The organism is Pantoea sp. BJ2 (genome assembly GCF_040255075.1).
GTDB lineage: Bacteria > Pseudomonadota > Gammaproteobacteria > Enterobacterales > Enterobacteriaceae > Pantoea > Pantoea leporis.
This window is the reverse complement of record NZ_CP158292.1, coordinates 1,606,528-1,632,621: the sequence shown is the minus strand read 5'-3', so window position 1 is coordinate 1,632,621 and position 26,094 is coordinate 1,606,528. Positions and strand designations below refer to the sequence as shown.

Sequence of the window (26,094 nt, the reverse complement as noted above, 5' to 3'; positions counted from 1 at the left end):
GCCCCTACAATCAGTCTTTCTTCTGACGCAGCTGTGCAAGACAGTGTTTCAGTGCGCCATCCAGTGGCGCTTCTATGCGCAGCACTTCTCCGGTATTGGGATGGGTAAAGGTCAACGCAGCCGCATGCAGGAAAAGACGCGACAAGCCCGTCGAACCCAGCTGTGCATCAAAGTCGCGGTCGCCGTAACGATCGTCAAAAGCGATCGGATGGCCACCGTGCAGCGTATGCACACGAATCTGATGGGTACGGCCCGTCACCGGGCTGGCTTTCACTAAGGTCGCGAAACCAAAACGCTCTTCTACTTTAAAGCGCGTCTCGGAAGGTTTGCCCTCCGCACTCACGCGCACCACGCGTTCGCCGCTCTGCAAAATGTTCTTTAACAGCGGAGCCTGCACCACTTTCAGATGCGACGGCCAGTCACCGCGCACCAGCGCCAGGTAATCCTTCTGCATGCCCTTTTCGCGCAGTTGCTCATGCAGCGAGCGCAAAGCAGAACGCTTCTTCGCCACCAGCAGAATGCCAGAAGTATCACGATCCAGACGATGGACTAACTCAAGGAAACGCGCTTCCGGACGCAACGCACGCAGCCCTTCAATCACGCCAAAACTTAATCCGCTGCCACCGTGCACCGCAGTGCCCGACGGTTTATTCAGCACCATCAGGTAATCATCTTCATACAGAATGGCATTGGTGAGCGCCGCAACTTTATCCAGTTTCGGTGAAACCGTATTCTCTTCGCGTTCGGCAACCCGCACCGGCGGAATACGCAGCTCGTCGCCATCCTCCAGCTTATATTCCGGTTTCACGCGCTTTTTATTTACCCGTACTTCGCCTTTACGCAAAATGCGATAAATCATGCTTTTCGGCACGCCCTTGAGCTGGGTGCGCAAAAAGTTATCAATTCGTTGTCCGGCATTTTCAGCCGTGATGGCGACATACTGTACGCCGGGATTCTCTGTTTTCATGGCGGCGATTCTAATTAGTGTACCTGGATAGCGCCACCCCTTTTTCTGTGCTTAACTCTCTCTTTGTCGCGTATTGAAACGGTGAAAATGGCGACATTTTCAGCGATGCGATGATTAGCCCTGCAAATGAACAGGTTATGGATGAATAAACTTCTCAGCTTGGCAAAAGTCGCCTTGCTTAATGTGAGTTAGCAATGGAATAATGCAGGGGTTTCTGCCCTGGAAAGATTCAGGCAGGAAAAAGAGCGAAATAAGTCATTTTGCCGGATTTAACGGACACGCAGCAATGGCGTAAGACGTAATGTTAAATCAGGCACTTAGCGGGCTGCGGGTTGCGGCCTGGACGACAGACCAGGATGTGTGGATTTTTGAATACTCTGTAACATTTCCACCTTCAGGCGCTGGATTTCCTTATGAAAAACAGGCCACCGACAAGATTTGCGCCCCTTTAGCCGCCGACAACCGTGAGGTTGACGTCAGTGCATTAAGACACGGGGCCATCGGTTGATTCTCGTCCAGGGTAACGATGCCCGCAGCTAGATCACTCATGTGAGAATAACGAGTAAGTCACGATGAAAAGAATGTTAATTAACGCAACTCAGCAGGAGGAGTTGCGCGTTGCCCTGGTTGATGGACAACGTCTGTACGATCTGGATATTGAAAGTCCTGGACACGAACAGAAAAAAGCCAACATATACAAAGGTAAAATCACCCGCGTTGAACCCAGCCTTGAAGCTGCATTTGTCGATTATGGTGCAGAACGTCACGGTTTCCTCCCTCTGAAAGAAATTTCCCGCGAATACTTCCCCGCCAATTACAACGCACATGGTCGTCCGAATATCAAAGATGTGCTGCGTGAAGGCCAGGAAGTTATCGTTCAAATTGATAAAGAGGAACGCGGTAATAAAGGTGCAGCACTCACCACCTTTATTTCCCTGGCCGGTAGCTATCTGGTATTGATGCCGAACAACCCACGTGCCGGTGGTATTTCACGCCGCATTGAGGGCGACGACCGTACCGAATTAAAAGAAGCACTTTCCGCACTGGAACTTCCAGACGGCATGGGATTGATCGTCCGCACTGCGGGCGTGGGTAAATCTGCCGAATCACTGCAGTGGGATCTCAGCTTCCGTATGAAGCACTGGGAAGCCATTAAGAAAGCCGCAGACAGCCGCCCAGCGCCTTTCCTGATCCATCAGGAAAGCAACGTTATCGTGCGCGCCTTCCGCGACTATCTGCGTCAGGATATCGGTGAAATCCTTATCGATAATCCAAAAGTACTGGAACTGGCCCGTCAGCACATTGCTGCACTGGGTCGTCCGGACTTCAGCAGCAAAATCAAACTCTACACCGGTGAAATCCCGCTGTTCAGCCACTACCAAATCGAATCGCAGATTGAATCCGCCTTCCAGCGTGAAGTGCGTCTGCCATCAGGCGGATCGATTGTTATCGATAGCACCGAAGCCCTGACGGCGATTGATATCAACTCCGCACGCGCTACTCGCGGCGGTGATATCGAAGAAACCGCGTACAACACCAACCTGGAAGCGGCCGATGAGATTGCTCGCCAATTGCGTCTGCGCGATCTCGGCGGCCTGATTGTTATCGATTTCATCGACATGACGCCAGTGCGCCACCAGCGCGCGGTGGAAAATCGTCTGCGTGAAGCGGTACGTCAGGATCGTGCGCGTATTCAGATCAGCCACATTTCACGCTTCGGCTTGCTGGAGATGTCGCGTCAGCGTCTGAGCCCGTCACTGGGTGAATCCAGCCATCACGTCTGCCCACGCTGCAGCGGAACCGGCACCATCCGTGATAACGAATCGCTGTCGCTGTCTATTCTGCGTCTGATTGAAGAAGAAGCGCTGAAAGACAACACCAAAGAAGTGCATGCCATTGTTCCGGTTCAGGTCGCCTCTTACCTGCTGAACGAAAAGCGTGATGCCGTTAGCGCCATCGAAAAACGCCAGGGCGGTGTGCGTGCCATCATCGTGCCAAACGATCAGATGGAAACGCCACACTACTCGGTACTGCGTGTTCGTACTGGCGAAGAGACGCAAACGCTGAGCTATCACTTACCGAAACTGCACGAAGCGGAAATGGCGCTGCCTTCTGAAGAAGAGCACGCTGAGCGTCGTCGTCCGGAGCAGCCAGCACTGGCCGCCTTCGCGATGCCTGATGCGCCGCCTGCGCCGGTTGAAGTGGTGAAAGAGTCTCAGCCAGCAGCAGAAGTGAAAACCAAACCAGCAGTTGCTGCGCCTGCAGTAACCAACACGGGTTTCGTGGCTCGCCTGCTGAGTGGCTTGAAGAAACTGTTTGCCGGTGATGCGCCTGCTGCGGCGCCTGCTGAAACTAAGCAGGAAACCCCAGCCGTTGTTGCCGCTGAATCTGAAAACACCCAGCAGCGTGGCGAACGTCGTAACAATAACAACCGTCGCAACAACCGTCGCGAACGTACGCCGCGTAATGGCGAGAACGGTCAGGTGCGCGAAGGTCGTGAACCGCGCGAGCCGCGTGAAGCACGTGAGCCACGTGAAGCCCGCGAACCGCGTGATAATCAGGACAACCGTCGTAACAAGCGCCAGAACGAGCCGCGTGAAGCGCGTCCAGTGCTGAGCGATGAAGCGCTTGAGCAACGTGATGAGCAGCAGCAACAGCGCCGCGAACAGCGTGCCGATCGCCAGCGTCGTCGTCAGGAAGAAAAACGTGCTCAGCAGCAGGATCAGAAAGCCGCTGAACCGGTTGTTCAGGCGCCTGCGGTTGACGAAAACGTTGAGCACGAAGAAGAACGCGTTCAGGTCATGCCGCGTCGTAAGCAGCGTCAGCTGTCACAGCGCGTGCGTGTTGGCGAAACGCCTGACATCACTGTCGAAGCGCCGGTGGTTCATGATGCTGCCGTTGAAACTGCGCCGCGTGCTCAGTACAAAGAGCATCCTGAAGCCAGCAATGACGAGCAAGATGATAGCGATAACCGTGATAGCGCCAATATGCCGCGCCGTTCACGTCGTTCACCGCGTCATCTGCGCGTAAGCGGTCAGCGTCGTCGTCGCTATCGTGACGAGCGTTACCCAACGCAGTCTGCAATGCCGCTTGAATCTGCTGCTGCTTCACCAGAAATGGCGTCAGGCAAAGTGTGGATCTCTTACCCGGTTGCGCAAGCGCAGGAAGAGTACAGCACGCAAGATGCGATGCATGAAGTGTCGGATTACGGTTACCAGCAAACACCGGATGCCGAGACTCAACCCGCTGACGCTGTTGAACCGGCCGTTGAGCAGGTTGCCGCTGAAGAAGCCGTACATCAGGTTGAACCGCAGGCGCACACCGATGTGCCCGTGGTGAATACGGATGACGTCACGCCGATTGCCGCGCCCGTTAACGAAGAGCCATCAGTGATCTCTGCTGCTGACGAACAGGTTGCACAGGAAACCGCGGCTGAAGCGGAACCGGCTGCCGTGGCTGAAGAAGCGAAGCCTGAAGTAAGCGAAGTGGCTGCAGTTGCTGAACAGGCGCCGGTGGATGTATCGCCAGCCGTTGAAGCTCAGGTTGAAGACGTGCTGGCTGTGCCAGTCGCGGCTGAAGCCGAAGTCACGCCAGTCACTGAACCTCATGCGCCGGTTGCAGCACGTGATACCGCAGTAACCACGGTTGAGACGCGCTTCAAGCATCACGCAACTGCACCGATGACCAAAGCACCAGCTCCGGCGTGGGAACCAGAACCGGTTCGCAACAGCGACTGGGTCCGTCCAGCCTTTGGCTTCGAGGGCCGCGGCTCAGCCGGTGGTCACAGCGCGACGCATCAGGCAACCGCACCGGCAACCCGTCCGGAAAGCGCGTAAGCTCTGGCAAGTCAGTCAACATCAAACCCCGGCCAGTCCGGGGTTTTTTATTGCCTGCGGGCGGCATCTATGGCGACCGATTTACGCTAACGGACAACCATGACGCCATTTATGGCGACCTGAATAACGGGCAAAAAAAATCCCACACCCCCAAAGGGAGGTGGGAGAAGCTAAGCGCACCCGGTTAAAGTACGCTCAAAGGTTTAGGCTAATTAAGAATTGAGTTGGAACAGCGACATCTGCGACATATCGGTAAAGGTCTTATACGAAGCTTGCAGTGCCGTCTGTTGCATGGTGTAGCTGGAAATAGCCGCGGTGTAATCGACATCAACCAGGTCGCTCATTTGCGAACTAAGAATCAAATCTCGATCATCGCCTTGACCATCCAGCGTATCCAACTCGGCCATTTGAGTTCCAATTGCAGAACGCACCGTAAGCACATTATTTAATGAGTTACTTAATCCACGGTTCGTTTTATTCATCGCGTCGGTAAAAGACTGTGTAGTAGCAGCATCAGCATTCTCTTGCGGTATTTTCAGCGCGGCAATCGCACCATCAAGCATTGCAAAAAGACTTTTTTCACTCGGCGTTCCATCCGGTTCAGGTTTAGCATTGCTGGTGATGGCCATAAACACCGAGCTTCCCGTATCGCTCACAGACATAGTGCGGCTTTCATCAACTTTCTGAGTAATAGCTTCCGTCCCACCGACATACGTAACGCCACCAGCAGTATCAGAGAACGGCGCAACATCGGTTTTGTAACCAGCAAAAATGTAACGCCCGGAGCCGTCTTTACTGTTAGCCTGGTTCAGGATCTCATCACGAATTCCCTGCAACTGAGTGGCATACGACGCACGATCATCATCGCTGAGTGTGCCGGTGGATGCGGCAACAATAATTTCCTGCGCTTTGGTAATACTTGACGTCACGCTGGACAGTGAATTCTCCTCCAGCGACAAACTTTGATTTGCGAAGCTACGCGCCGTCGCATATTGGCTGCTTTTAGCCTGCGATTGTGACAACACGATGGAACGCGATGCTGCAATCGGATCGTCAGACGGGTTGCTAACACGACGTCCAGTAGAAAGCTGTGTTCCAACTTTTAACCAAGAAGATTGCGCATCGCTAATGCCGCGCACCTGCTGGTCGAAGATCATACTCGTGCTAAGTCTCATGGTTATGATTTCTCCAATTAGCCACGAATGCCCATCAAGGCATTAAAAATAGTATTTGCTGTTTGCAGAACCTGCGCATTCGCCATATAAAACTGCTGGTACCTGGTAAGGTTGGCATACTCTTCATCAAGGTTCACGCCGGACACTGACTGCTGACGGTCACTAAGCTGAGTAACCACATTCTTCTGCGTGGTACTGGCGGTTTCAAGGGTGCTAGTTTTATTACCTACTGTACTGACCAGGCTGGCGTAAGCTTGCGAGATCGTCGCATTACCGTTCACTAACTTTTCATCTTGCAAAGCCAGCAGTTTTTGCGCGTTTGTATTATCACTTTCACCGCTGGTTGCGCTGGATGCTGCAGCAATTTGCGACTCATCGGTGATCGCGACCGACATGCCCGCAATGACGTTCTGGACCGGTTTGACCAGGAAACTGTCTTTCGCGTTAGGCGCGGGTGAGGTGCTCACCGTCAGTTTCAGGCCATCAAAGTTGAGGGTGCCGTCGGTCGCATCTGGCGTAACGCTAAACTTCACGTTGTCAGACATGCGGGTCACCGACCAGTTGCTGCCATCATAACTTACGGTGTAGTTAGAGGCTTTCATCGCGCTGGTGTCTGACCATGCCGCCGTAACGGTAGCCGCTGAGGTATTTTTGCTGTTACCCACAACGGTTGGCGAACCGATATTAAAGAAGTTGCCCCCCTGGTCGCCGTTGCTGTCATAACCTTCGCTGTGCACAGTATTGAAGCTGGTGGTGAACGCTGCCGCTAACTGGCCGAGCTGATTTTGCGCGGTATCCAGATCCTGGGTGCGGAACGCCAGCAAACCGCCGAGTGAACCGGTGGTTAGCGTCTTCTCAGGGATCTCAACGTTACCTGCCTGCTTATCGACATAACCGACAGTGGTACGTGTTGAATCGCTGCTGGACGGCATCGCCACTAAGCTGGTGGAGTTTTTACCATTCACCAACGTCACACTGCCCATCGAGACAATATAGCTGCCGTCCTGCTGGGATACGTTCACGCCCACCACATTGTTCAGGCTATTCACCAGCTGATCGCGCTGATCCAGCAAATTGTTCGGCGCCGCGCCACCGCCGGTGGTCAGCTTGGCGATCTGGCTGTTCAGGTCGGCAATCTGGCTGGTGAAGGTGTTGATCTGATCGACGTTCGAGGCAATATCCGTGTTAACGCTATTTTGCATATTGTTGAGATATTGCGCGGTGGTCTGGAATTGGTTCACCAGGCCTTGGGCGTAGCTCAGCATTGACTGACGCGCCGACGGATCGTTGGCGTTACTCACCACGTTCTGCACGTTGGTGAAGAAGCTTTGGATTGAGGTCGACAAGCTGGTGGTCGACGTCGACAGCAGATCGTCAATGTTGGAAATTTGGTTGTATTGCGTGTTCACCGCGCTGTAGTTGGCGCTGGAGCCACGCAATTGCGCAGTAATGAACTCATCGTATTCACGCTGTACGCCGGAGAGCGTGACACCGTTGCCGTAATAGCTGTTGCCCTGCAAGGTGCTGTTCGACTGCGACAAAATCGCCGTCTGACGCGAATAGCCCGCTACCGTGTAATTACTGATGTTGTTACTGGTGGTGCTTAATGCAGCCTGTGCGGCGCTCAGCCCACTCATCGCTGAGTTAATTATGCTGGACATCTCGGTTCCTTAATTTCCCGTTAACCGGGCTGGCAGTCATCAGTGCGATTGCGCGGACGAGGACGCCCGCGGCATGTGATTGTTATCGGCGTGCTTAAGTGAAACTTGAGAGCAAAAATCAGAACAAATCGGTGATGTCGTTGCTGTACGCCTTCACCACTTTTTCGCCCATGTTTTTGAATTGCTGGATCATTCCCACCAGTTTCTGCGCATACTTTGGATCGGTGGCGTAACCGGCGGCCTGCAAGGCACGCGCGCCCTGCTCGGCACTCGGTGCGTTGGCAACGGCGGCATAACGAGGATTATTGGACAGCAGTTTGACGTAATCGCTGAGCGCTTCCATATAGGAACCATACACACGGAAACTGGCGCGCACTTTCTTCGCTGCCCCGCCTTCATATTCGGTGGTCATGATATCGGTGGTTTCGCCCTTCCAGTCGCCGCTCGCCTTGATGCCAAACACGTTGTAACTCGGCTTGCCGTCGCGCGTCAGAATCTGTCGCTGGCCCCAGCCGGATTCCAGTGCGGCCTGCGCCAGAATCAGGTGATGCGGAATACCGCTCTGCTGGCTGGCGACCTGCGCCGGCTGCGCCAGCTGCGCGATAAAGTCGTTGCTGTCGCTCGGCAAACTGCTGGGCGAGACCGGCAAACGCGGCACCGCTTTACGCACCATCTGCTCCAGCTGATTCGACGGCAGGTTGCTATAGATGAAGCTGTTATCCAGCTTCATCGGCACCGTACCGGCGGTTTCGTCCGGCTCCTGAGCGGGCTGCATCTGCTTAACGATGATATCGGCCATGCCGAGACCACGTTTGCCGATGTCCTGCGCAATCTGCTGATCGTACATCGAGGTGAAAAGCCGCGTCTGATCGTTGCTCAGCAGACCATCCTGCGGCAGCGCTGCACGCATGCTTTTCATCATCATCTGCACGAACATCCCTTCCACCTGTTTGGCCACCTGCATCGCCTTCCCTTTCGGGTCGGCGGCGGCTTCACGTTTCAGGTCGTTCAGCGAGCGGCTGTCGTACGCCGCATTCACCAGCGATTGCGTATCGTTCATCAGATAATTTCCAGTTTGGCGCGCAAGCAGCCTGCGCTTTCCATCGATTGCAAAATCGACATCAGCTCAATCGGTGACGCACCCAGCGCATTCAGTGCACGTACCACATTATTGAGGTTGGCGCTGGCGTTAACCCGTTGCAGCGCGCCGCCACTCTGACGCAGATCGATCTGGGTATTGTTGGTGGTCACAGTCTGCCCACCCGCCAACGGCGTATCCGGCTGACTGACGTTCTGCTGCTGATTGACGGTAACCGACAGATTGCCCTGCGCCACCGCACAGGTGTTCAGCGTCACTTCGCGGTTCATCACCACCGAACCGGTACGTGAGTTGATAATCACCTTGGCATCTTCGAGCGGCACCGCAACATCAAGGTTCTGAATTTCGGCCAGCAGACGCACCTGAGAACTGTTATTCGGCGAGACGCGAATCTGCACAGTACGGGCATCCAGCGGCTGCGCCGAACCAATCCCACGGCTGTTGATAGCGTCGGCAATGCGCTGCGCCATGCTGAAATCTTCATTATTCAGCTGCAGGTTAATGGTGTTCTGGCTACCAAAGTTGCTCTGCAGTTCACGCTCTACCGTGGCGCCGCCGGTAATGCGACCTCCATTCAGTTGGTTAACCTGCACGCTGCTGCCACCGGCTGAAGCGCCGGCACCGCCGACCAGAATGTTACCCTGCGCCAGCGCATAAACCTGGTTATCGACGCCTTTCATCGGCGTCATCAGCAGCGTACCGCCGCGCAAACTCTTGGCGTTACCCAGCGAAGAAACCACCACATCAACGGTTTGCCCCTGACGCGCAAAGGTTGGCAGCTTAGCGGTCACCATCACGGCCGCCACGTTTTTCAGCTGCATATTGGTGCCAGCCGGCACAGTAATGCCGAGCTGGGAGAGCATGTTGCTCACGGTTTGGGTGGTGAACGGCGTTTGGGTGGTCTGGTCACCGGTACCATCAAGGCCCACCACCAAACCGTAACCGATCAGCTGGTTGTCGCGCACGCCCTGCACGGAGGTCAGATCGCGGATGCGGTCAGCATGCGCCAGTAAGCTGAAACCGAGCAGCATGCCAAGGCTCAGGCGGAGCAGAGTCGTCATATTCATTGTTACTACCTCTTACATCGGCGAGACGTTCAGGAAGAAACGCTGGAACCAGCCCATCGTCTGCGCTTCATTGATATAACCATTTCCGACGTACTCAATACGTGCATCGGCCACCTGCGTTGACAGCACCGCGTTGCTGGCGCTGATGGTGCGTGGGTTAACCACGCCCGAGAACCGGATAAATTCGGTGCCCTGGTTAATTTCGATCTGTTTCTCACCCACCACGCGCAGGTTGCCGTTCGACAACACCTGATTGACGGTGACGGTGATGGTGCCCGTAAAGGTGTTGTTGGCCGTCGCGCCACCTTTACCGGCGAAGTCATTTTTGCCATTGGCATCCAGCGTGGCTTTTTCGCCACCGGCACCCACCAGACCGCTCAGGCCGGTTGGTACACCCGTCACACCAAAACTGTTGCTGCCATCGCGGCTGGCATTGGCCGAAGAACTTTTGCTGGCGCTGACGTTTTCCTGCAAGGTGATCGTCAATGTATCGCCAATGTTGCGTGGACGACGATCCTCAAACAGCGGCTGATAGCCGTAGTTCAGCGGTGCGACGCCCTGAAAAATGGAACCGTTCACCACCGGCGGTGCGGATGGCGTCGGCTCTGCCGTAGTCGATCCCTGTACCAGTGGTGTGCGCGGAACCAGCGCACAACCGTTAAGCGTGAGTAGCAGCGTGGCTACCAACCAATGACCAGGCTTGAGAATCACTTGCTTCGCCACTTTTTGACCTTCTTCATGTTGCTTAATCAGGCCAGCAGAGCTGGCCCAACGACACCAGCATTACAGCTGGGTTAACTTCGCCAGCATCTGATCGGAGGTGCTGATCGCTTTACTGTTGATCTCGTAGGCACGCTGCGTCTGAATCATGGTGACCAGCTCTTCCGCCACGTTGACGTTCGAGGTTTCGACATAACCCTGATACAGCAGACCCGCGCCGTTCTGGCCTGCCGTACTCTGCGTCGCCGCACCGGATGCCTGCGTCTCCTGATAGAGGTTTTCACCCTGGCTGTTCAGACCCGCATCGTTCATAAAGGTGCTCAGCGTCAGCTGACCGACCTGCGCCGGGTTGGTCTGGCCCTGCTGCGTCACGCTCACCACGCCATCGCGCGAGATCGTGATGCTGGTGGCGTTGGCCGGAATGGTGATGCCTGGCTGTACCGGATAACCGGCGTTAGTCACCAGCTGACCGTTCTGGTCAACCTGGAATGAACCATCACGGGTATACGCCGAGGTGCCGTCCGGCATCTGCACTTCGAAATAACCCTGGCCGTTGATCGCCACGTCTTTCGAGTTGCTGGTCTGCGACAGGTTACCCTGCTGATGCAGACGTTCAGTGGTGACAGGACGCACACCGGTACCGATCTGCAAACCAGACGGCAGCGTGGTTTGCTCTGACGACTGCGTGCCCGGCTGACGCAGGGTTTGGTACATCAAATCTTCGAATACCGCGCGCGAACGTTTAAAGCCGTTGGTGCTTACGTTCGCGAGGTTGTTGGAGATGACGTCCATGTTGGTTTGCTGAGCGTCAAGACCGGTTTTGGCGATCCATAAAGAACGAATCATGGTGTTTTCCTTACGCCTTAGCTGCTCATGTTGAGCAAGCTGTTAGCTTTTTGTTCGTTTTCATCGACGTTGGAGATCACTTTCATCTGCATCTCAAAACGTCGGGCGTTGGCGATCATATCGACCATGGTTTCCACCGGCTTGACGTTACTGCCCTCCAGCACGCCGGGCATCACCGTCATGGTGGCATCATTTGCCAGCGCAGCGCCGCGCGTCGCCTGGGTTTGCTGATTAGGACGGAACATGCCGTCATCACCGCGCTGCATCTCTTTACCGGTGGCGCGCACCAGCTTCAGACGACCAATCTGCACCGTGGCATTGGGTGCATCACCGGCGTTACGCGAGGTGATGGTCCCGTCTGCCGCGATGGTCAATTCAGCGCCTTGCGGGATGGCGATCGGACCCCCATCGCCCATTACGGGATTGCCCTGAATAGTCAAAATACCGGTCGCGCTGATCTGCATGTTGCCGTTGCGGGTATAAGCTTCGGTACCGTCAGCGGCACGCACCGCCAACCAGCCGTCCTGCGCGACCCCCACATCCAGCGTGCGGCCGGTGTTGTCCATCGAGCCCGGTGACATATCGGCGCCCGGCGTGGAAGCGGCAACCAGCGTACGCGTCGGCAGCGACCAGCCGCTGACCGGCACCGCGCGCAACGCGTTGAGCTGAGCACGAAAGCCCGGCGTTGAGGCGTTGGCGAGGTTGCTGGCCGTTACCGACTGCTGATCCAACGTCTGACTGGCCGCGCCCATGGCGGTATATATTGCGTGATCCATAAAGCAATCCCGTTAGCGAATTAACGTAAGTTAACCAGGGTGTTAAGAATCTGGTCCTGAGTTTTGATGGTCTGGCTGTTGGCCTGATAGTTACGCTGCGCAACGATCATGTTCACCAGCTCTTTGCTCATATCGACGTTGGACGCTTCCAGCGCACCTGAAGTCAGGTTGCCGTAAGTACCGGTGCCTGCCAGACCAGTGGCGGCCTGACCTGATGAGCTGGTGGCAGACCAGACGTTGTCACCTTCAGACTTCAGACCTTCCGGGTTAGAGAAACTCGACAAGACAATTTGTCCCAGAAGTTGGGTTTTCTGGTTGGAGTAAGTGCCGGTAATGGTGCCGTCATCATTGATGGTGTAGCTGGTCAGATCGCCAGGCTGATAACCGTCTTGCGTTGGGTTACCAAAAGTGGTCGCACCGGTGTTTTGCTGCAGGCTACCCAACATGCTCAGGCTGATGTTCATGCCATTCGCCCCGTTGGTGCCGTCCACAACCAGGTTTGCCAGGGAAGCGCTGGTGTCAGCAACACCCGCTGCAGTGATTTTCCCCACCTGCGTCAGTTTACCGTTAGCATCAAATTGCATCTGATAACCCAGGTTGTCACCGCCCAAAGTATTACCAACTTCATTACCGGTGGTGGAGTCAACCATATGCACGGTCCAGGTGTTATCCGCCGTTTTGATGTAGTACATGTCTAACTGGTGATCGTTACCCTGCGTGTCATACACCGTCATGGTGGTTTTCGCGTTGTAGCTATCAACGTTGGACTTATCAAACGGAGTGACCGTCGGGGTGGTGCTGGTGGAGTTCAGGTTGGCAACCTGGGTAGCTGTTGTTGTTGCACGTGCCCCCATCTGCGTGGTTGGAATACTCAGCGCCACTGGGTTGGCACCGGTCTGAATGGTTGGCGGTGTGCCGCTGGCCGGATAGCCGGTGACATTCAGACCCTGGGTGTTCACCAGGTTACGGTTGGCATCCAGCGTGAACTGGCCGTTACGGGAATAGAACACGCCGCCGCTGGCGTCGGTCATGCGGAAGAAACCGTTGCCGCTCAGTGCCACATCCAGTCCACGACTGGTTGACGTTGTACTTCCATCACCAAAGTCCTGAATGACGGCGGCAACTTTGGTACCCAAACCCACGTTAGAGCCGGCAAACATATCGGCAAAAGCAATGGTGCTGGATTTAAAACCGGCTGTGGCGGAGTTGGCGATGTTGTTACCAATCACATCCAGATTGCTGGAGGCAGCATTGAGGCCGCTCACCGCTTGTGAAAAAGACATGTAATCTCTCCTGCTAAAAGGTTAATCAGAGAATCTGACGAATTTCATCGAGGGTTGCGGAGCCCATGGTGCCGAGATCCAGTTTTGTGGTGCCATCAGTGGTGCTGACGCCATTGACGTAGGCATAGTTCAGCGGCTGCGCCACCAGTTGCGTGCTGCCATTGCTGGCGGCCAGCGAAACAGAATATTTGCCATCCGCGGCGGTAGAACCGTCATCCAGCTTGCCGTCCCACGAGAAGGTGTGGACGCCAGAGCTCAGTTTGCCGAGGTCAATGGTGCGGACCGTGGCGCCGTTACTGTCTTTAATCGTGACACTGGTGGCCGTGGACGCTGTCGCCAGCTCAATGCCAAACGGCGTAGTCGTACCGCTGCCCACCAATACCTGCGAACCATTGACCATCACACCGTGACCAATCAGCGTTGAACTCTGCAGCGACTGGCTGGTAGTGATCTGGCCGGAGATGGATCCCAGCGTGGTATTCAGCTTTTCAATACCGCTCAGGGTGTTGATCTGTGCCAACTGCGTGGTGAGCTGGCTGTTATCCATAGGATTAGTGGGATCCTGGTTTTTCAGCTGCGCCACCAGCATGTTCAGGAACTGATTCTGCAGGTCGGCGGAAGAGTTACCGCTCGAAGCGCTACTGGAGGTCAGTACCGTTGGGTCCAGACTGTCTTTAATTCCTACTGCTACGCTCATATTCGTTCTCCGTTACTGACCGATAGTGAGAGTTTTCATCATCATTGACTTCACCGTGTTCAGCACTTCAACGTTGGCCTGGTAGCTGCGCGACGCGGACATGGTGTTAACGGTTTCGGACACCACATCAACGTTTGGCATCTTGACGTAGCCCTTCTGATCCGCCAGCGGATTGCCCGGGTCGTACACCAGTTTTGCCGGGGTAGGATCGTTCACCACGCCAGCGACCTTCACGCCGCCGGTGGCTGCACCTTGTGCGGCGTCGGTCTGGAAAATCACCTGCTTCGCCACGTAAGGCTGGCCATCTGGGCCGGTCACGCTGTCGGCGTTGGCCAGGTTACTGGCGCTGACGTTGAGGCGCTGTGATTGCGCTGTCATCGCAGAACCGGCGATATCAAAGATATTCAGCAATGCCATGCTTATTGCCCCTGCAGAACGCTCATCATGCCTTTGATCTGGCTACTGATGAGGGTGAGATCGGTTTGGTATTTCAGGCTGTTATCAGCAAACTGCGTACGTTCGCGATCCATATCCACGGTGTTGCCATCCGCGGCGGGTTGATCGGGAATGCGGTACAGCAGATCCAGTGACGGCTGAGAGTTGGTTTGCGCTTCAATGTGGCGTGAGGACGTCACATTCAGCGCCAGACTGCTGCCTTCGGCGCGACCGTTTTGCATCACCTTGCTCAGCTGGCTGGCAAAGTCGATATCCCGCGCCTGGTAGCCCGGGGTATCGGCGTTGGCAATGTTTGACGCCAGGATTTCCTGACGCTGAGCACGTAGGTTTAACGCTTCAGTACCAAATCGCAGCGCGGCATCGAGTTTGTCGAGCATGCTTCCTCCGCGAATGAGAATTTCGAGCTGACAGCTTAAGTGGACAAATGCAAGGGTGATCGTCTGAATAGCAGCAAAAATGACGGCTATTTTTGACATTGATTTTTTTGCGCGAGGCGTAGACTCAGTGCCATCTTCTCGTCAGGAGGCGTTATGCGCAGATATTCCACCTTGCTAGCCACACTTTTGCTGGCACTGGCGCTACCCAGTTCTGCTGCGGACCTTACCGCGCAGTTAACCCAATTTTTTAAAGCGCGCGACCCGCAACATGCCGCAGGCATGACGGTGGTGGTACGTACGCCACAGGCGCAGTGGCCAAACTGCGAAACCCCTGAACTGCAGCTGCCGGGCAATAGCCGTCAGTGGGGCAACATCAGCATCGCCGCCAACTGCGATCAAAATCGTCGTTTCCTGCAGGTTCAGGTGCAGGTCACCGGGCAATATCTGGTGGCGAGCCGTCAGGTGGCGCGCGGCAGCAATCTCAGCCCGACGGACGTGCGTCTGGCAACCGGACGCCTGGATGAACTGCCAGCACGCGCATTGATGGACAGCAGCGGCGTCGTCGATGCGGTCGCGCTACGCGATATCCCGCCAGGACAGCCAGTCACCGCCACCATGGTGCGTCAGCCGTGGCGCGTGAAAGCCGGTCAAAATGTGATGGTAGTCGCCAGTGGAAACGGGTTTAATGCCAGCAGCGAAGGACGTGCGCTGAACAACGCCAGCGCGGCACAAATGGTGCGCGTAAGGATGGGAAATGGTCAGGTTGTCAGTGGTCGCGTCGACGCGGATGGGAATATTCTGATATCGCTATAAAGCGTTAAAGAACCCTGTTGTTCTGCCGATAGAGATATCAACAAAGACATTACCCTATGCTGACTCAGTTGGCTGACCCCCAACTGACCTTACAGGAGCCTTACCATGAGCATCGACAGAACGCAGCCTACGAATCCGGTTAGCACTGTTCAAACACGCGACAATAACGATAACAGCAGCAAAGTGCGTCAGAGCGCGACGCCCGCAGCCAGCACCACCAGCGAAAGCGGTGCGGAAGTGAAGTTGAGTACCGCGCAGGCGCAACTGATGCAGCCTGGCAGCAAAGATATTAATACAGCGCGCGTTGAGCAGCTGAAGACGGCCATTCGTAATGGCGAATTGAAAATGGATACCGGTAAGATCGCCGACGCGCTGATCGCCGATACCAAGGCGTATTTAGAGGGTAACTAATCCCAATGGACCATCTGCTGATCACCTTAGACAAAATGCAGGACGTGCTGACATCCCTTGCGGTGGTAATGGATGAGGAACAACAGCAACTTTCTGCCGGCCAGATCAATGGCAACCTGCTGCAGCGTATTTCTGAAGATAAAAGCGCGCTGCTGACGACGTTGAATTATCTGGACGAGATGCGCCGCACCACCGAGAAAACGCTCGGCACGCAGGCGCCCTATGGTGATCACAGCGATCGCGAAAGCCGCTGGATGCGTATTCAGCAGCACACGCGCCGCTTGCGCGATGCCAATACGCATAACGGGATTTTGTTGCAGCATCAAATCGGCTACACCAATGAAGCATTGGCGGTGTTGCGGCCCCACCAAACCCAGGCGTTTTACGGCCCGGATGGTTTGGGTAAAGGTCAGGCGACGCTAAGTCGTAAAGGGTAGAAAATGTGGGTTTGAAGAGGCTGCTATCTTTTGGGATGGCGGCCTTTTTGTTGTGCTTTTAAGCACAGCGCACCAGTGATAAGCAGCAGACGGAAGTTTGTTTTGGGCAGGCATCCGCAGCGCTGAACGGAGAAAGGAAGCCAGGATTTGCCCGCAGGACGCGGGCGAAAGGCTCAGCCGGGACAAGGAAGTCCCGTCTGAGCCGGTCCGTCAGGCTGACGTACGCAGTGAAGGTACCGCGAAGCGACGCGAGGACCGCCGGACCAAAACAAACTTCCGTCTGCGTGGGAGCATAATTTTATACCAGCGTGCGGCGCGCGAAGTCGCGCGGACGGAAGCCGAGCAGACCAAGCATCACAAAGTATGCGCCGCCGCCAATGGCGCAAACCGCCGCCAGACGAATCAGGCGCCACCACATCTGCCCCTCTTCCCAAGCCGGCATCACCTGCAGAATGCCAAACAGTGCTGCGGCCATTACCACTACGGCAATCAGCAAACGGGTCAGGAAACTGAACCAGCCAGGCTGCGGCTGGAAGATATCCTGCTTACGCAGTTGCCAGTACAGCAGCGCCGCATTCAGGCAAGCGGCCAGACCGATCGACAGCGACAAACCGGCATGTTTGAGCGGGCCGATAAACGCCAGGTTCATCAGCTGCGTCACAATCAGTGTCACGATGGCAATTTTCACCGGAGTTTTAATGTCCTGACGAGAATAGAAGCCGGGTGCCAGCACTTTCACCACGATCAGCCCCATCAAACCCACTGAATAGGCAATCAGCGCGCGCTGCGTCATCAGGGCATCAAACGCGGTGAACTTGCCGTACTGGAACAGCGCGACCGTCAGCGGCCCGGACAAAATGCCCAACGCCACCGCGCTCGGCAGCGCCAGCAGGAAGCAGAGGCGCAGGCCCCAATCCATCAACCGTGAATACTCTTCCTGATTGCCGCTGGCAAAACTCTTTGCCAGCGAGGGCAGCAAAATGGTGCCCAGCGCCACGCCCAGCACGCCGGAAGGAAACTCCATCAGGCGATCGGCGTAATACATCCACGAAACCGAACCGGAAACCAAAAAGGAGGCGAAAATGGTGTTGATGATCAGTGAAATCTGGCTCACCGACACGCCGAGGATCGCCGGCCCCATTTGACGCATTACGCGCCACACGCCCGCATCGCGCAGATTCAGACGCGGTAAAACCAGCATGCCAATCTTCTTCAGATGCGGCAACTGATAGAACAGCTGCAACACGCCGCCGACCACCACGGCCCACGCCAGCGCCATCACCGGCGGATTAAAATGCGGCGCAGCGAAGACAGCAAAACCAATCATGCTGATGTTCAGCAGCGTCGGCGCAAACGCCGGCACGGAAAACCGGTTCCAGGTATTGAGGATCGCGCCCGCCAGCGAGGCCAGCGAGATCAGTAGAATATAGGGAAAGGTGACGCGCAGCAGTGCGCTGGTTAAGGCAAATTTATCGGCGGTATCGGCAAAGCCTGGCGCCGTCACCACAATCACCCAGGGCGCAGCGATCATCCCTAACACGGTCACCGCCGCCAGCACCAGCGTCAGTAATCCGGAGACGTAAGCGACAAACACGCGCGTGGCATCTTCACCCTGCTTGCTTTTATATTCCGCGAGGATCGGCACGAACGCCTGAGAAAACGCGCCTTCAGCGAAGATACGGCGCAGCAGGTTCGGCAATTTGAAGGCAACAAAGAAGGCATCGGTTGCCATTCCGGCGCCGAAAACGCGCGCCACAATGGCATCGCGGGCAAAGCCCAGTACGCGGGAAAACAAGGTCATCGAACTGACCGCAGCCAGCGATTTCAACAAATTCATATTGAGTGGCGCATCCTGAAAAGTGTCGGAGAAATGAGCGACTTAGCGCGGACATCCCGTGATGTCCGGCGATAGTCTACTGCCACGGCGGGAAATGACCAGCATTGAGTGTTACAAGGAATTATTCACGTTCGGCATCGCGCCACAATTTTTCCACCAGACGCTGCGCCGCCAGCGCCTGTTCGCCACTGGTTTCAGGCATCGTCTGATTTTCAACACACTGGATGAAATGGTGCGCTGCGCCGCTGAAACCGCGCTGAGTAAGGTGGCTTTGCCACGCGGGCGGCACATCACGCACCATGCCGCCGCGGTTTTCTTGCTGCCAGTCGCGCATCTCGTTAATTTCGATGTAATCACCGTCGCAGATGGCGCTGACGACTTCGCGTTGGGTCCCGGCGCGACGATGCATGCTGGTGGTGATTTGCAGCGATCCGGCGGAGAAATGGTGTTCGGCGTACAGCATCGCGCCATCGTCATTGGTCTCGATATGCCCTAACTCGCGCGTCAGGCTGCCGCCCGCCAGCCACAGCGCGGTGTCCACCACGTGCAGATAATCGTCCAGCAGGGTAAAACGCAAATCCTGTGGACCCACGCTATCCGCGCGGTGCTTCTCAATACGCAGTGAGGCGGCGCGTGGCATGTCACTTTTCAGCTGCTGATAACGCGGCGCAAAGCGGCGGTTAAATGCCACCATCAGCTTGCGCTTCTGCTTGTCCGCCAGCGCCACCAGCGCTTCGGCCTGTTGCAGCGTTTCGGCTAACGGTTTATCGACGCACACATCTTTGCCCGCCAGCAGCAGCGCTTTAACCACTTCGTAATGGCTGGCGGTGCTGCTGTGAACAAACACCGCATCACTGGCGGCGGCCAGCGCATCCAGTTGACTAAAATAAGGTATGCGATAGCTATCGCAGATCGGTTGCGCCTTTGCCTGATTGGGCGAAAACGCACCCGCTAATTGCCAGCCGCTGGCTTGCGATAACACCGGCAGCCACGCTTTCTGCGCGATACCGCCCAATCCTACAATGCCAATACGCAGCGTCATATTAGTGCTCCTTTTGCAGCAGCTGTTGCAGTTGCGACTGCAACTCAGCAACCGTTTCTTCAAGTTGCGCGACACGCGCGGTTAAATCGCCGTTGTCATTGACGGTTTCTGCGCTGGCCGCGTCTTCCACTACTTCGCCACCGAAAAGATGCATATAGCGGCTTTCACGTTTGCCCGGTTCGCGCGCCAGTCGCACCACCATTGGGCCATCCTCGCGCGTGCTTAAACTATTAAGCGTCTGCTCGACTTCATTCATATCGCTGAATTCATGCAGACGACCGCTGCGGGTGCGCAATTCGCCCGGCGTCTGAGCGCCGCGCAGGAACAGCAGCGTCAGCACGGCGACTTCAGCGCTATTCAACTGCAGATTGCCGAAAGCGGAATTGCAGAAGCGCTGTTCATACTTGCTGACGCGTTGACCGGAGCCGTTATTGGCGGTCACCAGATGCTTTTTCACCAGCTCATCAAGCTGCGCTTGCACCTCCATCTCGCTGAGATTGAGCACCGGTTCGCGGTTGGATTTCTGATTACAGGCGGTGACAACGCCATTAAGGGAGAGCGGATATTGATCCGGCGTGGTGACCTGCTTCTCCAGCAGGCATCCAATCACGCGCAATGCCTGCGCGGATAAGGCCATTTTCATTGAGGTGATCCTTTATTATTGTCCACGACGATCCGGGGTCCACTCCCGGCAGGTCAACGCGGTGAGTACATGATCCTGCCAGCGCCCATCGATCAACAAGTAATCTTTGGCGTAACCCTCTTTTTCAAATCCAAGACGCGCCAGCAGATCGCCACTGCGCTGATTGTGCGGCATATAATTAGCCATAATGCGGTGAATACGTTGCTGGCGTTGCATATAGCGAAGGGTGGTAGTGAGCGCTTCAAACATCAGCCCCTGACCTTGCCACTTCTCGCCCAGTGAATAGCCGAGATAGCAGGCGTGAAACGATCCGCGCAGCACGTTGCTGTAATTCGCCACACCACGCACTTCGGTCTCTTCCGGGTCCATCAGCACAAAATAGTAGGCTGAGCCCTGTTTATGCATGTCGGCGATCAGTCCGAGGCGCGCTTGCCAGCCCGAAGGATAACAATGGCTCTCGTCGCGCACCGGTTCCCACGGCTTGAGAAACGCACGATTTTCAGCGTAATAATCCGCTAATCGCCAGGCATCGCGTTCGTGTACTAAACGCACCACTAAGCGATCGGTAGTGAGGCGCACGCGTGGGCCAGCAGAACGATAGCCAAACATCATGACTCCTGAAATCCATAACTTAAGAAAGATGTACGCCAGCGGCGATACTCCTCACTATAACCGTCACCCCGCTTGCGGTAAAACCCTTGAACGCGTTCCTCAGGATTCATCCTGATTTAGGATTAATATTTCTGCGGATTCGATGAAAAAATATCATCCTGAGAAAGCTGTTTTTCGCCGCTGAGCAGGCGGAAAATAGACCAATTGGTCTCTTATCTCCTCTCATTTGCTCAGGAATTAGCATGTCTCGGGTTGCGCGGGCACGACGCCTCGGTAAAACATTTCTTTTAGTGGATAACATGCTGGTTGTGATGGGCTTTTTCGTGGTGTTTCCCCTCATTTCCATCCATTTTGTCGAACAGCTGGGCTGGGCCGCGTTGATGGTCGGTATTGCGCTTGGCTTGCGCCAGTTCGTCCAGCAGGGATTCGGCATCTTCGGCGGTGCGATTGCCGACCGTTTTGGCGCGCGTCCGCTGATCGTCACCGGCATGCTGATGCGCGCGGCGGGTTTTGCCTGCATGGCGCTGGCGCATGAACCCTGGCTGCTGTGGTTTGCCTGTTTGCTTTCCGGTCTTGGCGGCACGCTGTTTGACCCGCCACGCAGCGCGCTGGTGATGAAACTGGTACGCGCACGCGATCGCGGCCGCTTCTTCTCCCTGCTAATGATGCAGGACAGCGCCGGTGCGGTGCTGGGTGCGCTGATTGGTAGCTGGCTGCTGGCGTGGGATTTCCGTCTGGTGTGCTGGGTTGGCGCGGCGGTGTTTGTCACTGCTGCGCTGTTTAACGCCGTTTGGTTACCGGCGTGGCGCATCTCAACCGAACGCATTGCGATGCGTGAAGGGATGCAACGCGTCTGGCAGGACAAGCGTTTTCGCCTGTACGTGCTGACTTTGACCGGCTACTACATTCTCGCCGTGCAGGTGATGTTGATGTTGCCGGTGATGGTGAATCAGGTAGCCGGGGCGCCTGCTGCGGTGAAGTGGATGTACGCGATTGAAGCGCTGCTGTCATTAAGCCTGCTCTATCCGCTGGCGCGCTGGAGCGAAAAACGCTTCCGCCTCGAAACGCGTTTGATGGCCGGCTTGTTCCTGATGACGTTCAGCCTGCTGCCGGTTGGCATGACCGATTCGCTGCCGTCGCTGTTTATGCTGATCGCCCTCTTTTATCTGGGCTCAATCATCGCGGAACCGGCGCGAGAAACGCTCAGCGCTTCGCTGGCCAGTTCACGTGCGCGCGGCAGCTATATGGGCTTCAGCCGACTCGGCCTCGCGATTGGCGGTTTGATCGGCTACTCCGGTGGCGGCTGGATGTTCGATATGGGCCAGCAATGGGCGCTGCCGGAACTGCCGTGGATGCTGCTGAGCAGCGTTGGCATGATCACCCTTTTGGCGCTTTGGTGGCAGTTCCAGCCGCGTTCGGTGGCACCAGCGATTTTCAGCAGCTAATTTGCCCCTGCCACAGATCTCTTCCATACTTCCCGCACGTCCGGAAAAAAGGGTGGCTTCCGTCACCCTTAGAACCACAGGAGAAACGGGATGAAACTCTACATCTACGATCACTGCCCTTTCTGCGTCAAAGCACGCATGATTTTCGGCTTAAAAAATCTGCCGTTAGAACTCATCGTTATGCTAAATGACGACGAGCAAACGCCGAAAAAATTGATCGGCCAGAAAATGGCGCCGATTCTGCAACAGGCCGACGGCAGCGCTGTACCGGAAAGTATGGATATTGTGCGCCTGGTAGATAAATACGATCACCAACCGCTGCTCAATGGCAAAAGCAATCCTGCGATCAGCGACTGGCTGCGCCACGTGAATGGCTACGTCAATAAGCTGCTGCTGCCGCGCATCGCCGATGCCTCCTTCGCCGAATTCGCTACGCCGGAAGCGCGTAGCTACTTCAGCGAGAAGAAGCAGGCCAGCGTGGGCGATTTCAGCGAGTTGCGTAAACACGCGCCGGGCTTAATCAAAAACATCAGCGACGATCTGCGTCAGCTCGACAAGCTGATCGTCAAACCCAATGCGGTAAATGGCGAACTGTCGGAAGATGATATTCATCTTTTCCCGCTGCTGCGCTCCTTAACGCTGGTCAACGGCATTGAATGGCCAAGCCGCGTTGCCGATTATCGCGACAACATGGCGAAACAAACCCAGGTTAATCTGCTCTCCTCCATCGCCGCATAATCTTCATACCTGAGAGGCGCTGCGGCGCTTCTCATCTCTCTCCTGGTGACACATGCCGCTGATTCAGGCAGGCTATCGCTGTTTTGCCGTTTCGATCAGGATGAGGACAATATGAAAAAGGCGCTTACCGGGCTTTTCGCTCTGCTTTTTGCCGTGCTACTCAGCGGCTGTAACCAATTGACGCAATACACCATCAGCGAACAGGAAGTGAATCAGGCGCTGCAAAAGCGCAATAACTTCGAAAAAGATATCGGCGTTTCCGGGCTGGTGAATGCGCACATTGTGCTGAGCGATCTCAACAGCCAGATTGGCCGTGAAGAACCCGGCAAAATAACGCTCTCGGGTAAAGCCAATATCAATGTCAGCTCGCTGTTTGGTCCGCAGCAGGCCGAAATGCTGCTGAAGATGAAGGCGCAGCCGGTTTACAACGCACAGGAAGGCGCGATTTATCTGCATGACATGGAGATTGTCGATGCGCAGGTGCAGCCAGAGAAAATGGCGTCGATTATGAAAACCCTCACGCCGTATCTCAATGAGTCGCTGAAGCGCTACTTTAATGAGAGACCTGCTTATGTGCTGAGTGCAGACCGCAGCAAAGGCGAAGCGCTGGCGAAGAAACTTGCTAAAGGAATTGAAGTGAAACCGGGCCAATTGGTGATTCCGTTTACAGATTAATCCGCGCAACCGCACCTTCCGGTGCGGTTTTTGTTTGTCACAATAAAATCCCGTGCAAACGGTTGCCCACATCCTTATGATTACTCCCCGGCCTAAACGTGCCTCTCGTTTTCTTCTCAGCCGGAGTCTTTTTGAATGACAGCCCAACCTCAGCACATTACCATCCGCCGCCCTGACGACTGGCACATCCATCTGCGCGATGGCGCGATGCTTAACGCCGTACTGCCTTATACCAGCGCAGTAAATGGTCGTGCGATTGTCATGCCAAACCTGGTTCCACCGGTTATCAGCGTGGCCGCTGCCGTGGCGTATCGCGAGCGCATCATGGCTGCGTTACCTGCTGAGCATGCTTTTACTCCGCTGATGACCTGCTATCTCACCGATTCACTTGATCCCGATGAGATCGAGCGCGGCTTCCGTGACGGCACTTTTACCGCCGCCAAGCTCTATCCTGCGCACGCCACCACCAACTCCAGCCACGGCGTGACCAACATCGCCGCCATCGCTAAGGTGCTGGATCGCATGCAGCAGATCGGCATGCCAATGCTGGTGCACGGCGAAGTGACCGATTCTCACATCGATATTTTTGATCGCGAAGCGCGCTTTATTGAAACCGTGTTGGAACCGCTGCGTAAACAGTTCCCGGCGCTGAAAGTGGTGATGGAGCACATCACCACGAAAGAAGCGGCGGAGTATCTGGCAGCCGGTAATGATCTGCTGGGCGCCACCATTACGCCACAGCACCTGATGTTCAACCGTAACCACATGCTGGTGGGCGGGGTGCGTCCGCATCTTTACTGCCTGCCGATTCTGAAGCGCAATATCCATCAGGAAGCGCTGCGCAAGCTGGTTGCCAGCGGGAATCGTCGCGTATTCCTCGGTACCGATACCGCGCCACATCTGCGTCACCTCAAGGAAGCCAGCTGTGGCTGCGCCGGCGTGTTTAATGCGCCGACCTCATTGCCGGCGTACGCCACCGTGTTTGAGGAGCTGAATGCGCTGGAACATTTCGAAGCCTTCTGCTCGGAGAACGGCGCGAACTTCTACGGTCTGCCGCTGAATGAAGGCACGCTGACGCTGGTGCGAGAATCCTGGCAGGTTGAAGAGAGCATTGCGCTGGCAGATGACACGCTGGTGCCTTTCCTTGCTGGTGAAACGCTGAACTGGCGCATCAAAGAATAATGATCTGCTGCTTGCCTTCGGGAAATTTATACTGTACAAATAAACAGTATATTATCCCGGAGGCTTCTATGCGTGTTGAAATTACCGTAGCAAAAACTTCGCCCCTTCCTGCGGGTGCACTGGATGCACTCAGCGTCGAACTGGTTCGTCGCATTACTCAGGATTTCCCCGACGACGATCATCACGTCAAAGTGCGTTATGCCGGCGGCAACCAACTCAGCGTGTTTGGTGGCTGTAAAGAGTCACGCGAACGCATCAGCGAACTGTTACAAGAAACCTGGGAAAGCGCTGACGACTGGTTTAATAACGATTAACTGCCACTGTGCCGTTTTTGCCGGGTATCGCTATCCGGCTTTTTTTGTTTTTATTTCCCTCTCGCCAGAAAAACTTCCTGCATCTAGACTCATGTTAAACGATCCCCTATTCTTGCCTCGTCATGCTTACAGGAGGTGTTTTACATGACTACTGAAAAACCAGAAGAGGCGATGACCTTCGGAGAATTGCTGGCATTTATTGCTGAGCAACAGCGCCGCTTAACCGTATTAGAAAATGCGTTTGCCACCTTGACCTTCTGTCTCGACGATCGCGCCAATCAGTTGCTGGTCCACAACCTGACGCTGGAAGCGCAAAACCAGAACCATGACGAGCAGTTACAGCAGCATTTTACCCGGCTGGCGGAAGAGATTCAGAAACGTCACGGCCTGCTGCCGGTCGAGCCACACTCATAAACGTGCCCCCTTTTTCGGCCTAAAGTTTTCCCTTATAAAAGCCGATAACTTCGTCAGTGTTGCCAGTAATAATTCCATTAAAATGCCTGACGCTGCGGGCATTTTATTATTCGATTAAACGGCAATGTTAACCGCGTTTATTTTTACTCTGTTTAGGTTCGTCATACCTTTTAACTATTGTACCCGCTATTTCATGTTATAATTGTTTCGCTAGTGCACGATACAGCCGCATTGAACCTCAAGAAGCACTTCGTTTAACGAGTAATACGGAGGTTATAATGGACAGAAATAAAGACGTCATCCAGACTCATCCGTTGGTAGGATGGGACATCAGCACCGTAGACAGTTATGACGCCATGATGATTCGCCTGCACTCGCTCTCCTCGCAGGGGCAGAAAGAAGAAGAAGCTGACGTGGGTCCGACCTACTGGCTGACTACCGACGTAGCCAGACAGTTCATCTCTCTACTCGAAGCTGGCATTGCAAAAATAGAGTCTACCGAGCAGTACCTACGCGACAATCAAAAGCATTAATTTCTACTATCGCGTGAAAGGGCACCCAACAGGGTGCC

At 55.2% G+C, this 26,094-nt stretch carries 28 protein-coding genes; 12 read left to right on the top strand and 16 right to left on the bottom strand.

The window, feature by feature from the left end; all coding sequences use genetic code 11:
* Window positions 1-10: 10 nt before the first annotated feature.
* Window positions 11-967, bottom strand: coding sequence for a 23S rRNA pseudouridine(955/2504/2580) synthase RluC (gene rluC, locus AAF463_RS07475; protein WP_271459928.1), 957 nt, complete (start codon window positions 965-967; stop codon window positions 11-13).
* 301 nt (window positions 968-1,268) lie between these two features.
* Here rluC and AAF463_RS07470 point away from each other — a divergent pair, with 301 nt between their 5' ends.
* Window positions 1,269-1,475, top strand: a complete 207-nt coding sequence (locus AAF463_RS07470) for a hypothetical protein (RefSeq protein ID WP_101760841.1) — start codon at window positions 1,269-1,271, stop codon at window positions 1,473-1,475.
* 64 nt (window positions 1,476-1,539) lie between these two features.
* Window positions 1,540-4,803, top strand: coding sequence for a ribonuclease E (rne, locus tag AAF463_RS07465; protein ID WP_350261795.1), 3,264 nt, complete (start codon window positions 1,540-1,542; stop codon window positions 4,801-4,803).
* A gap of 212 nt (window positions 4,804-5,015) precedes the next feature.
* Here the strand turns inward: rne and flgL are convergent, their stop codons facing one another.
* The 11 genes from flgL to flgB form a co-directional block, all read right to left on the bottom strand.
* Complete coding sequence (flgL, locus tag AAF463_RS07460; protein ID WP_101760843.1) at window positions 5,016-5,978, bottom strand: flagellar hook-associated protein FlgL; 963 nt, start codon at window positions 5,976-5,978, stop codon at window positions 5,016-5,018.
* A gap of 17 nt (window positions 5,979-5,995) precedes the next feature.
* Entirely contained in the window at window positions 5,996-7,639 is a 1,644-nt protein-coding gene (flgK, locus tag AAF463_RS07455; RefSeq protein ID WP_101760844.1) for a flagellar hook-associated protein FlgK, read from the bottom strand.
* A 118-nt stretch (window positions 7,640-7,757) separates the two neighbouring features.
* The gene (gene flgJ, locus AAF463_RS07450) at window positions 7,758-8,699 is read right to left on the bottom strand and encodes a flagellar assembly peptidoglycan hydrolase FlgJ (protein WP_192413667.1); all 942 of its coding nucleotides are present in this window, start codon (window positions 8,697-8,699) and stop codon (window positions 7,758-7,760) included.
* Window positions 8,699-9,805: a flagellar basal body P-ring protein FlgI gene (locus AAF463_RS07445; RefSeq protein ID WP_101760846.1), complete on the bottom strand. Its 1,107-nt coding sequence runs from the start codon at window positions 9,803-9,805 to the stop codon at window positions 8,699-8,701. The genes flgJ and AAF463_RS07445 overlap by 1 nt, the downstream gene beginning before the upstream one ends.
* Window positions 9,806-9,817: 12 nt before the next feature.
* Complete coding sequence (locus AAF463_RS07440) at window positions 9,818-10,528, bottom strand: flagellar basal body L-ring protein FlgH (RefSeq protein ID WP_097094260.1); 711 nt, start codon at window positions 10,526-10,528, stop codon at window positions 9,818-9,820.
* Window positions 10,529-10,588: 60 nt separating this feature from the next.
* Window positions 10,589-11,371, bottom strand: coding sequence for a flagellar basal-body rod protein FlgG (gene flgG / locus AAF463_RS07435; RefSeq protein WP_350261794.1), 783 nt, complete (start codon window positions 11,369-11,371; stop codon window positions 10,589-10,591).
* Window positions 11,372-11,388: 17 nt separating this feature from the next.
* A complete protein-coding gene (locus AAF463_RS07430; protein ID WP_101760847.1) occupies window positions 11,389-12,147 on the bottom strand; it encodes a flagellar basal body rod protein FlgF in 759 nt (252 codons plus the stop codon).
* A 20-nt stretch (window positions 12,148-12,167) separates the two neighbouring features.
* Window positions 12,168-13,430: a flagellar hook protein FlgE gene (gene flgE / locus AAF463_RS07425; protein WP_101760848.1), complete on the bottom strand. Its 1,263-nt coding sequence runs from the start codon at window positions 13,428-13,430 to the stop codon at window positions 12,168-12,170.
* A gap of 25 nt (window positions 13,431-13,455) precedes the next feature.
* A complete protein-coding gene (gene flgD / locus AAF463_RS07420; RefSeq protein ID WP_110865917.1) occupies window positions 13,456-14,127 on the bottom strand; it encodes a flagellar hook assembly protein FlgD in 672 nt (223 codons plus the stop codon).
* A gap of 12 nt (window positions 14,128-14,139) precedes the next feature.
* The gene (gene flgC / locus AAF463_RS07415) at window positions 14,140-14,544 is read right to left on the bottom strand and encodes a flagellar basal body rod protein FlgC (RefSeq protein WP_064740862.1); all 405 of its coding nucleotides are present in this window, start codon (window positions 14,542-14,544) and stop codon (window positions 14,140-14,142) included.
* A 2-nt stretch (window positions 14,545-14,546) separates the two neighbouring features.
* The gene (flgB, locus tag AAF463_RS07410; RefSeq protein WP_008103091.1) at window positions 14,547-14,960 is read right to left on the bottom strand and encodes a flagellar basal body rod protein FlgB; all 414 of its coding nucleotides are present in this window, start codon (window positions 14,958-14,960) and stop codon (window positions 14,547-14,549) included.
* A gap of 153 nt (window positions 14,961-15,113) precedes the next feature.
* On the opposite strand from flgB, the gene flgA reads away from it, so the two are divergent.
* The 3 genes from flgA (at window position 15,114) to flgN (ending at window position 16,621) form a co-directional block, all read left to right on the top strand.
* Window positions 15,114-15,773, top strand: coding sequence for a flagellar basal body P-ring formation chaperone FlgA (gene flgA, locus AAF463_RS07405; RefSeq protein ID WP_280172681.1), 660 nt, complete (start codon window positions 15,114-15,116; stop codon window positions 15,771-15,773).
* A 105-nt stretch (window positions 15,774-15,878) separates the two neighbouring features.
* A complete protein-coding gene (gene flgM / locus AAF463_RS07400; RefSeq protein WP_101760851.1) occupies window positions 15,879-16,184 on the top strand; it encodes a flagellar biosynthesis anti-sigma factor FlgM in 306 nt (101 codons plus the stop codon).
* A gap of 5 nt (window positions 16,185-16,189) precedes the next feature.
* The gene (gene flgN, locus AAF463_RS07395; RefSeq protein WP_101760852.1) at window positions 16,190-16,621 is read left to right on the top strand and encodes a flagellar export chaperone FlgN; all 432 of its coding nucleotides are present in this window, start codon (window positions 16,190-16,192) and stop codon (window positions 16,619-16,621) included.
* A gap of 298 nt (window positions 16,622-16,919) precedes the next feature.
* Here the strand turns inward: flgN and murJ are convergent, their stop codons facing one another.
* The 4 genes from murJ to rimJ all read right to left on the bottom strand — a co-directional run bounded on the left by murJ (window position 16,920) and on the right by rimJ (window position 20,752).
* Entirely contained in the window at window positions 16,920-18,458 is a 1,539-nt protein-coding gene (gene murJ / locus AAF463_RS07390) for a murein biosynthesis integral membrane protein MurJ (protein ID WP_350261793.1), read from the bottom strand.
* 121 nt (window positions 18,459-18,579) lie between these two features.
* Complete coding sequence (locus tag AAF463_RS07385) at window positions 18,580-19,500, bottom strand: Gfo/Idh/MocA family oxidoreductase (RefSeq protein WP_222233251.1); 921 nt, start codon at window positions 19,498-19,500, stop codon at window positions 18,580-18,582.
* 1 nt (window position 19,501) lies between these two features.
* Complete coding sequence (locus AAF463_RS07380) at window positions 19,502-20,143, bottom strand: DUF480 domain-containing protein (protein WP_350261792.1); 642 nt, start codon at window positions 20,141-20,143, stop codon at window positions 19,502-19,504.
* 15 nt (window positions 20,144-20,158) lie between these two features.
* The gene (gene rimJ / locus AAF463_RS07375; RefSeq protein ID WP_101760856.1) at window positions 20,159-20,752 is read right to left on the bottom strand and encodes a ribosomal protein S5-alanine N-acetyltransferase; all 594 of its coding nucleotides are present in this window, start codon (window positions 20,750-20,752) and stop codon (window positions 20,159-20,161) included.
* A gap of 245 nt (window positions 20,753-20,997) precedes the next feature.
* Here rimJ and mdtH point away from each other — a divergent pair, with 245 nt between their 5' ends.
* The 7 genes from mdtH (at window position 20,998) to bssS (ending at window position 26,056) form a co-directional block, all read left to right on the top strand.
* Entirely contained in the window at window positions 20,998-22,200 is a 1,203-nt protein-coding gene (mdtH, locus tag AAF463_RS07370; protein ID WP_101760857.1) for a multidrug efflux MFS transporter MdtH, read from the top strand.
* Between the two features lie 90 nt (window positions 22,201-22,290).
* Complete coding sequence (gene grxB, locus AAF463_RS07365) at window positions 22,291-22,938, top strand: glutaredoxin 2 (protein WP_101760858.1); 648 nt, start codon at window positions 22,291-22,293, stop codon at window positions 22,936-22,938.
* 111 nt (window positions 22,939-23,049) lie between these two features.
* Window positions 23,050-23,613: a lipoprotein gene (locus AAF463_RS07360; protein ID WP_101760859.1), complete on the top strand. Its 564-nt coding sequence runs from the start codon at window positions 23,050-23,052 to the stop codon at window positions 23,611-23,613.
* 135 nt (window positions 23,614-23,748) lie between these two features.
* Window positions 23,749-24,795 (top strand): dihydroorotase, encoded by a 1,047-nt coding sequence (gene pyrC / locus AAF463_RS07355; protein WP_101760860.1) that lies wholly within the window; start codon window positions 23,749-23,751, stop codon window positions 24,793-24,795.
* A gap of 68 nt (window positions 24,796-24,863) precedes the next feature.
* A complete protein-coding gene (gene dinI, locus AAF463_RS07350; protein ID WP_101760861.1) occupies window positions 24,864-25,109 on the top strand; it encodes a DNA damage-inducible protein I in 246 nt (81 codons plus the stop codon).
* A 144-nt stretch (window positions 25,110-25,253) separates the two neighbouring features.
* Window positions 25,254-25,523, top strand: a complete 270-nt coding sequence (locus AAF463_RS07345) for a hypothetical protein (RefSeq protein ID WP_101760862.1) — start codon at window positions 25,254-25,256, stop codon at window positions 25,521-25,523.
* A gap of 278 nt (window positions 25,524-25,801) precedes the next feature.
* Window positions 25,802-26,056, top strand: a complete 255-nt coding sequence (gene bssS / locus AAF463_RS07340; protein ID WP_008103119.1) for a biofilm formation regulator BssS — start codon at window positions 25,802-25,804, stop codon at window positions 26,054-26,056.
* The last annotated feature ends 38 nt before the right edge of the window (window positions 26,057-26,094 follow it).

Coding starts and splice junctions, on each gene's coding strand:
- rluC (WP_271459928.1), bottom strand. CDS start 967: ATGAAAACAGAGAATCCCGGCGTACAGTATGTCGCCATCACGGCTGAA.
- AAF463_RS07470 (WP_101760841.1), top strand. CDS start 1,269: ATGTTAAATCAGGCACTTAGCGGGCTGCGGGTTGCGGCCTGGACGACA.
- rne (WP_350261795.1), top strand. CDS start 1,540: ATGAAAAGAATGTTAATTAACGCAACTCAGCAGGAGGAGTTGCGCGTT.
- flgL (WP_101760843.1), bottom strand. CDS start 5,978: ATGAGACTTAGCACGAGTATGATCTTCGACCAGCAGGTGCGCGGCATT.
- flgK (WP_101760844.1), bottom strand. CDS start 7,639: ATGTCCAGCATAATTAACTCAGCGATGAGTGGGCTGAGCGCCGCACAG.
- flgJ (WP_192413667.1), bottom strand. CDS start 8,699: ATGAACGATACGCAATCGCTGGTGAATGCGGCGTACGACAGCCGCTCG.
- AAF463_RS07445 (WP_101760846.1), bottom strand. CDS start 9,805: ATGAATATGACGACTCTGCTCCGCCTGAGCCTTGGCATGCTGCTCGGT.
- flgG (WP_350261794.1), bottom strand. CDS start 11,371: ATGATTCGTTCTTTATGGATCGCCAAAACCGGTCTTGACGCTCAGCAA.
- AAF463_RS07430 (WP_101760847.1), bottom strand. CDS start 12,147: ATGGATCACGCAATATATACCGCCATGGGCGCGGCCAGTCAGACGTTG.
- flgE (WP_101760848.1), bottom strand. CDS start 13,430: ATGTCTTTTTCACAAGCGGTGAGCGGCCTCAATGCTGCCTCCAGCAAT.
- flgD (WP_110865917.1), bottom strand. CDS start 14,127: ATGAGCGTAGCAGTAGGAATTAAAGACAGTCTGGACCCAACGGTACTG.
- flgC (WP_064740862.1), bottom strand. CDS start 14,544: ATGGCATTGCTGAATATCTTTGATATCGCCGGTTCTGCGATGACAGCG.
- flgB (WP_008103091.1), bottom strand. CDS start 14,960: ATGCTCGACAAACTCGATGCCGCGCTGCGATTTGGTACTGAAGCGTTA.
- flgA (WP_280172681.1), top strand. CDS start 15,114: ATGCGCAGATATTCCACCTTGCTAGCCACACTTTTGCTGGCACTGGCG.
- flgM (WP_101760851.1), top strand. CDS start 15,879: ATGAGCATCGACAGAACGCAGCCTACGAATCCGGTTAGCACTGTTCAA.
- flgN (WP_101760852.1), top strand. CDS start 16,190: ATGGACCATCTGCTGATCACCTTAGACAAAATGCAGGACGTGCTGACA.
- murJ (WP_350261793.1), bottom strand. CDS start 18,458: ATGAATTTGTTGAAATCGCTGGCTGCGGTCAGTTCGATGACCTTGTTT.
- AAF463_RS07385 (WP_222233251.1), bottom strand. CDS start 19,500: ATGACGCTGCGTATTGGCATTGTAGGATTGGGCGGTATCGCGCAGAAA.
- AAF463_RS07380 (WP_350261792.1), bottom strand. CDS start 20,143: ATGAAAATGGCCTTATCCGCGCAGGCATTGCGCGTGATTGGATGCCTG.
- rimJ (WP_101760856.1), bottom strand. CDS start 20,752: ATGTTTGGCTATCGTTCTGCTGGCCCACGCGTGCGCCTCACTACCGAT.
- mdtH (WP_101760857.1), top strand. CDS start 20,998: ATGTCTCGGGTTGCGCGGGCACGACGCCTCGGTAAAACATTTCTTTTA.
- grxB (WP_101760858.1), top strand. CDS start 22,291: ATGAAACTCTACATCTACGATCACTGCCCTTTCTGCGTCAAAGCACGC.
- AAF463_RS07360 (WP_101760859.1), top strand. CDS start 23,050: ATGAAAAAGGCGCTTACCGGGCTTTTCGCTCTGCTTTTTGCCGTGCTA.
- pyrC (WP_101760860.1), top strand. CDS start 23,749: ATGACAGCCCAACCTCAGCACATTACCATCCGCCGCCCTGACGACTGG.
- dinI (WP_101760861.1), top strand. CDS start 24,864: ATGCGTGTTGAAATTACCGTAGCAAAAACTTCGCCCCTTCCTGCGGGT.
- AAF463_RS07345 (WP_101760862.1), top strand. CDS start 25,254: ATGACTACTGAAAAACCAGAAGAGGCGATGACCTTCGGAGAATTGCTG.
- bssS (WP_008103119.1), top strand. CDS start 25,802: ATGGACAGAAATAAAGACGTCATCCAGACTCATCCGTTGGTAGGATGG.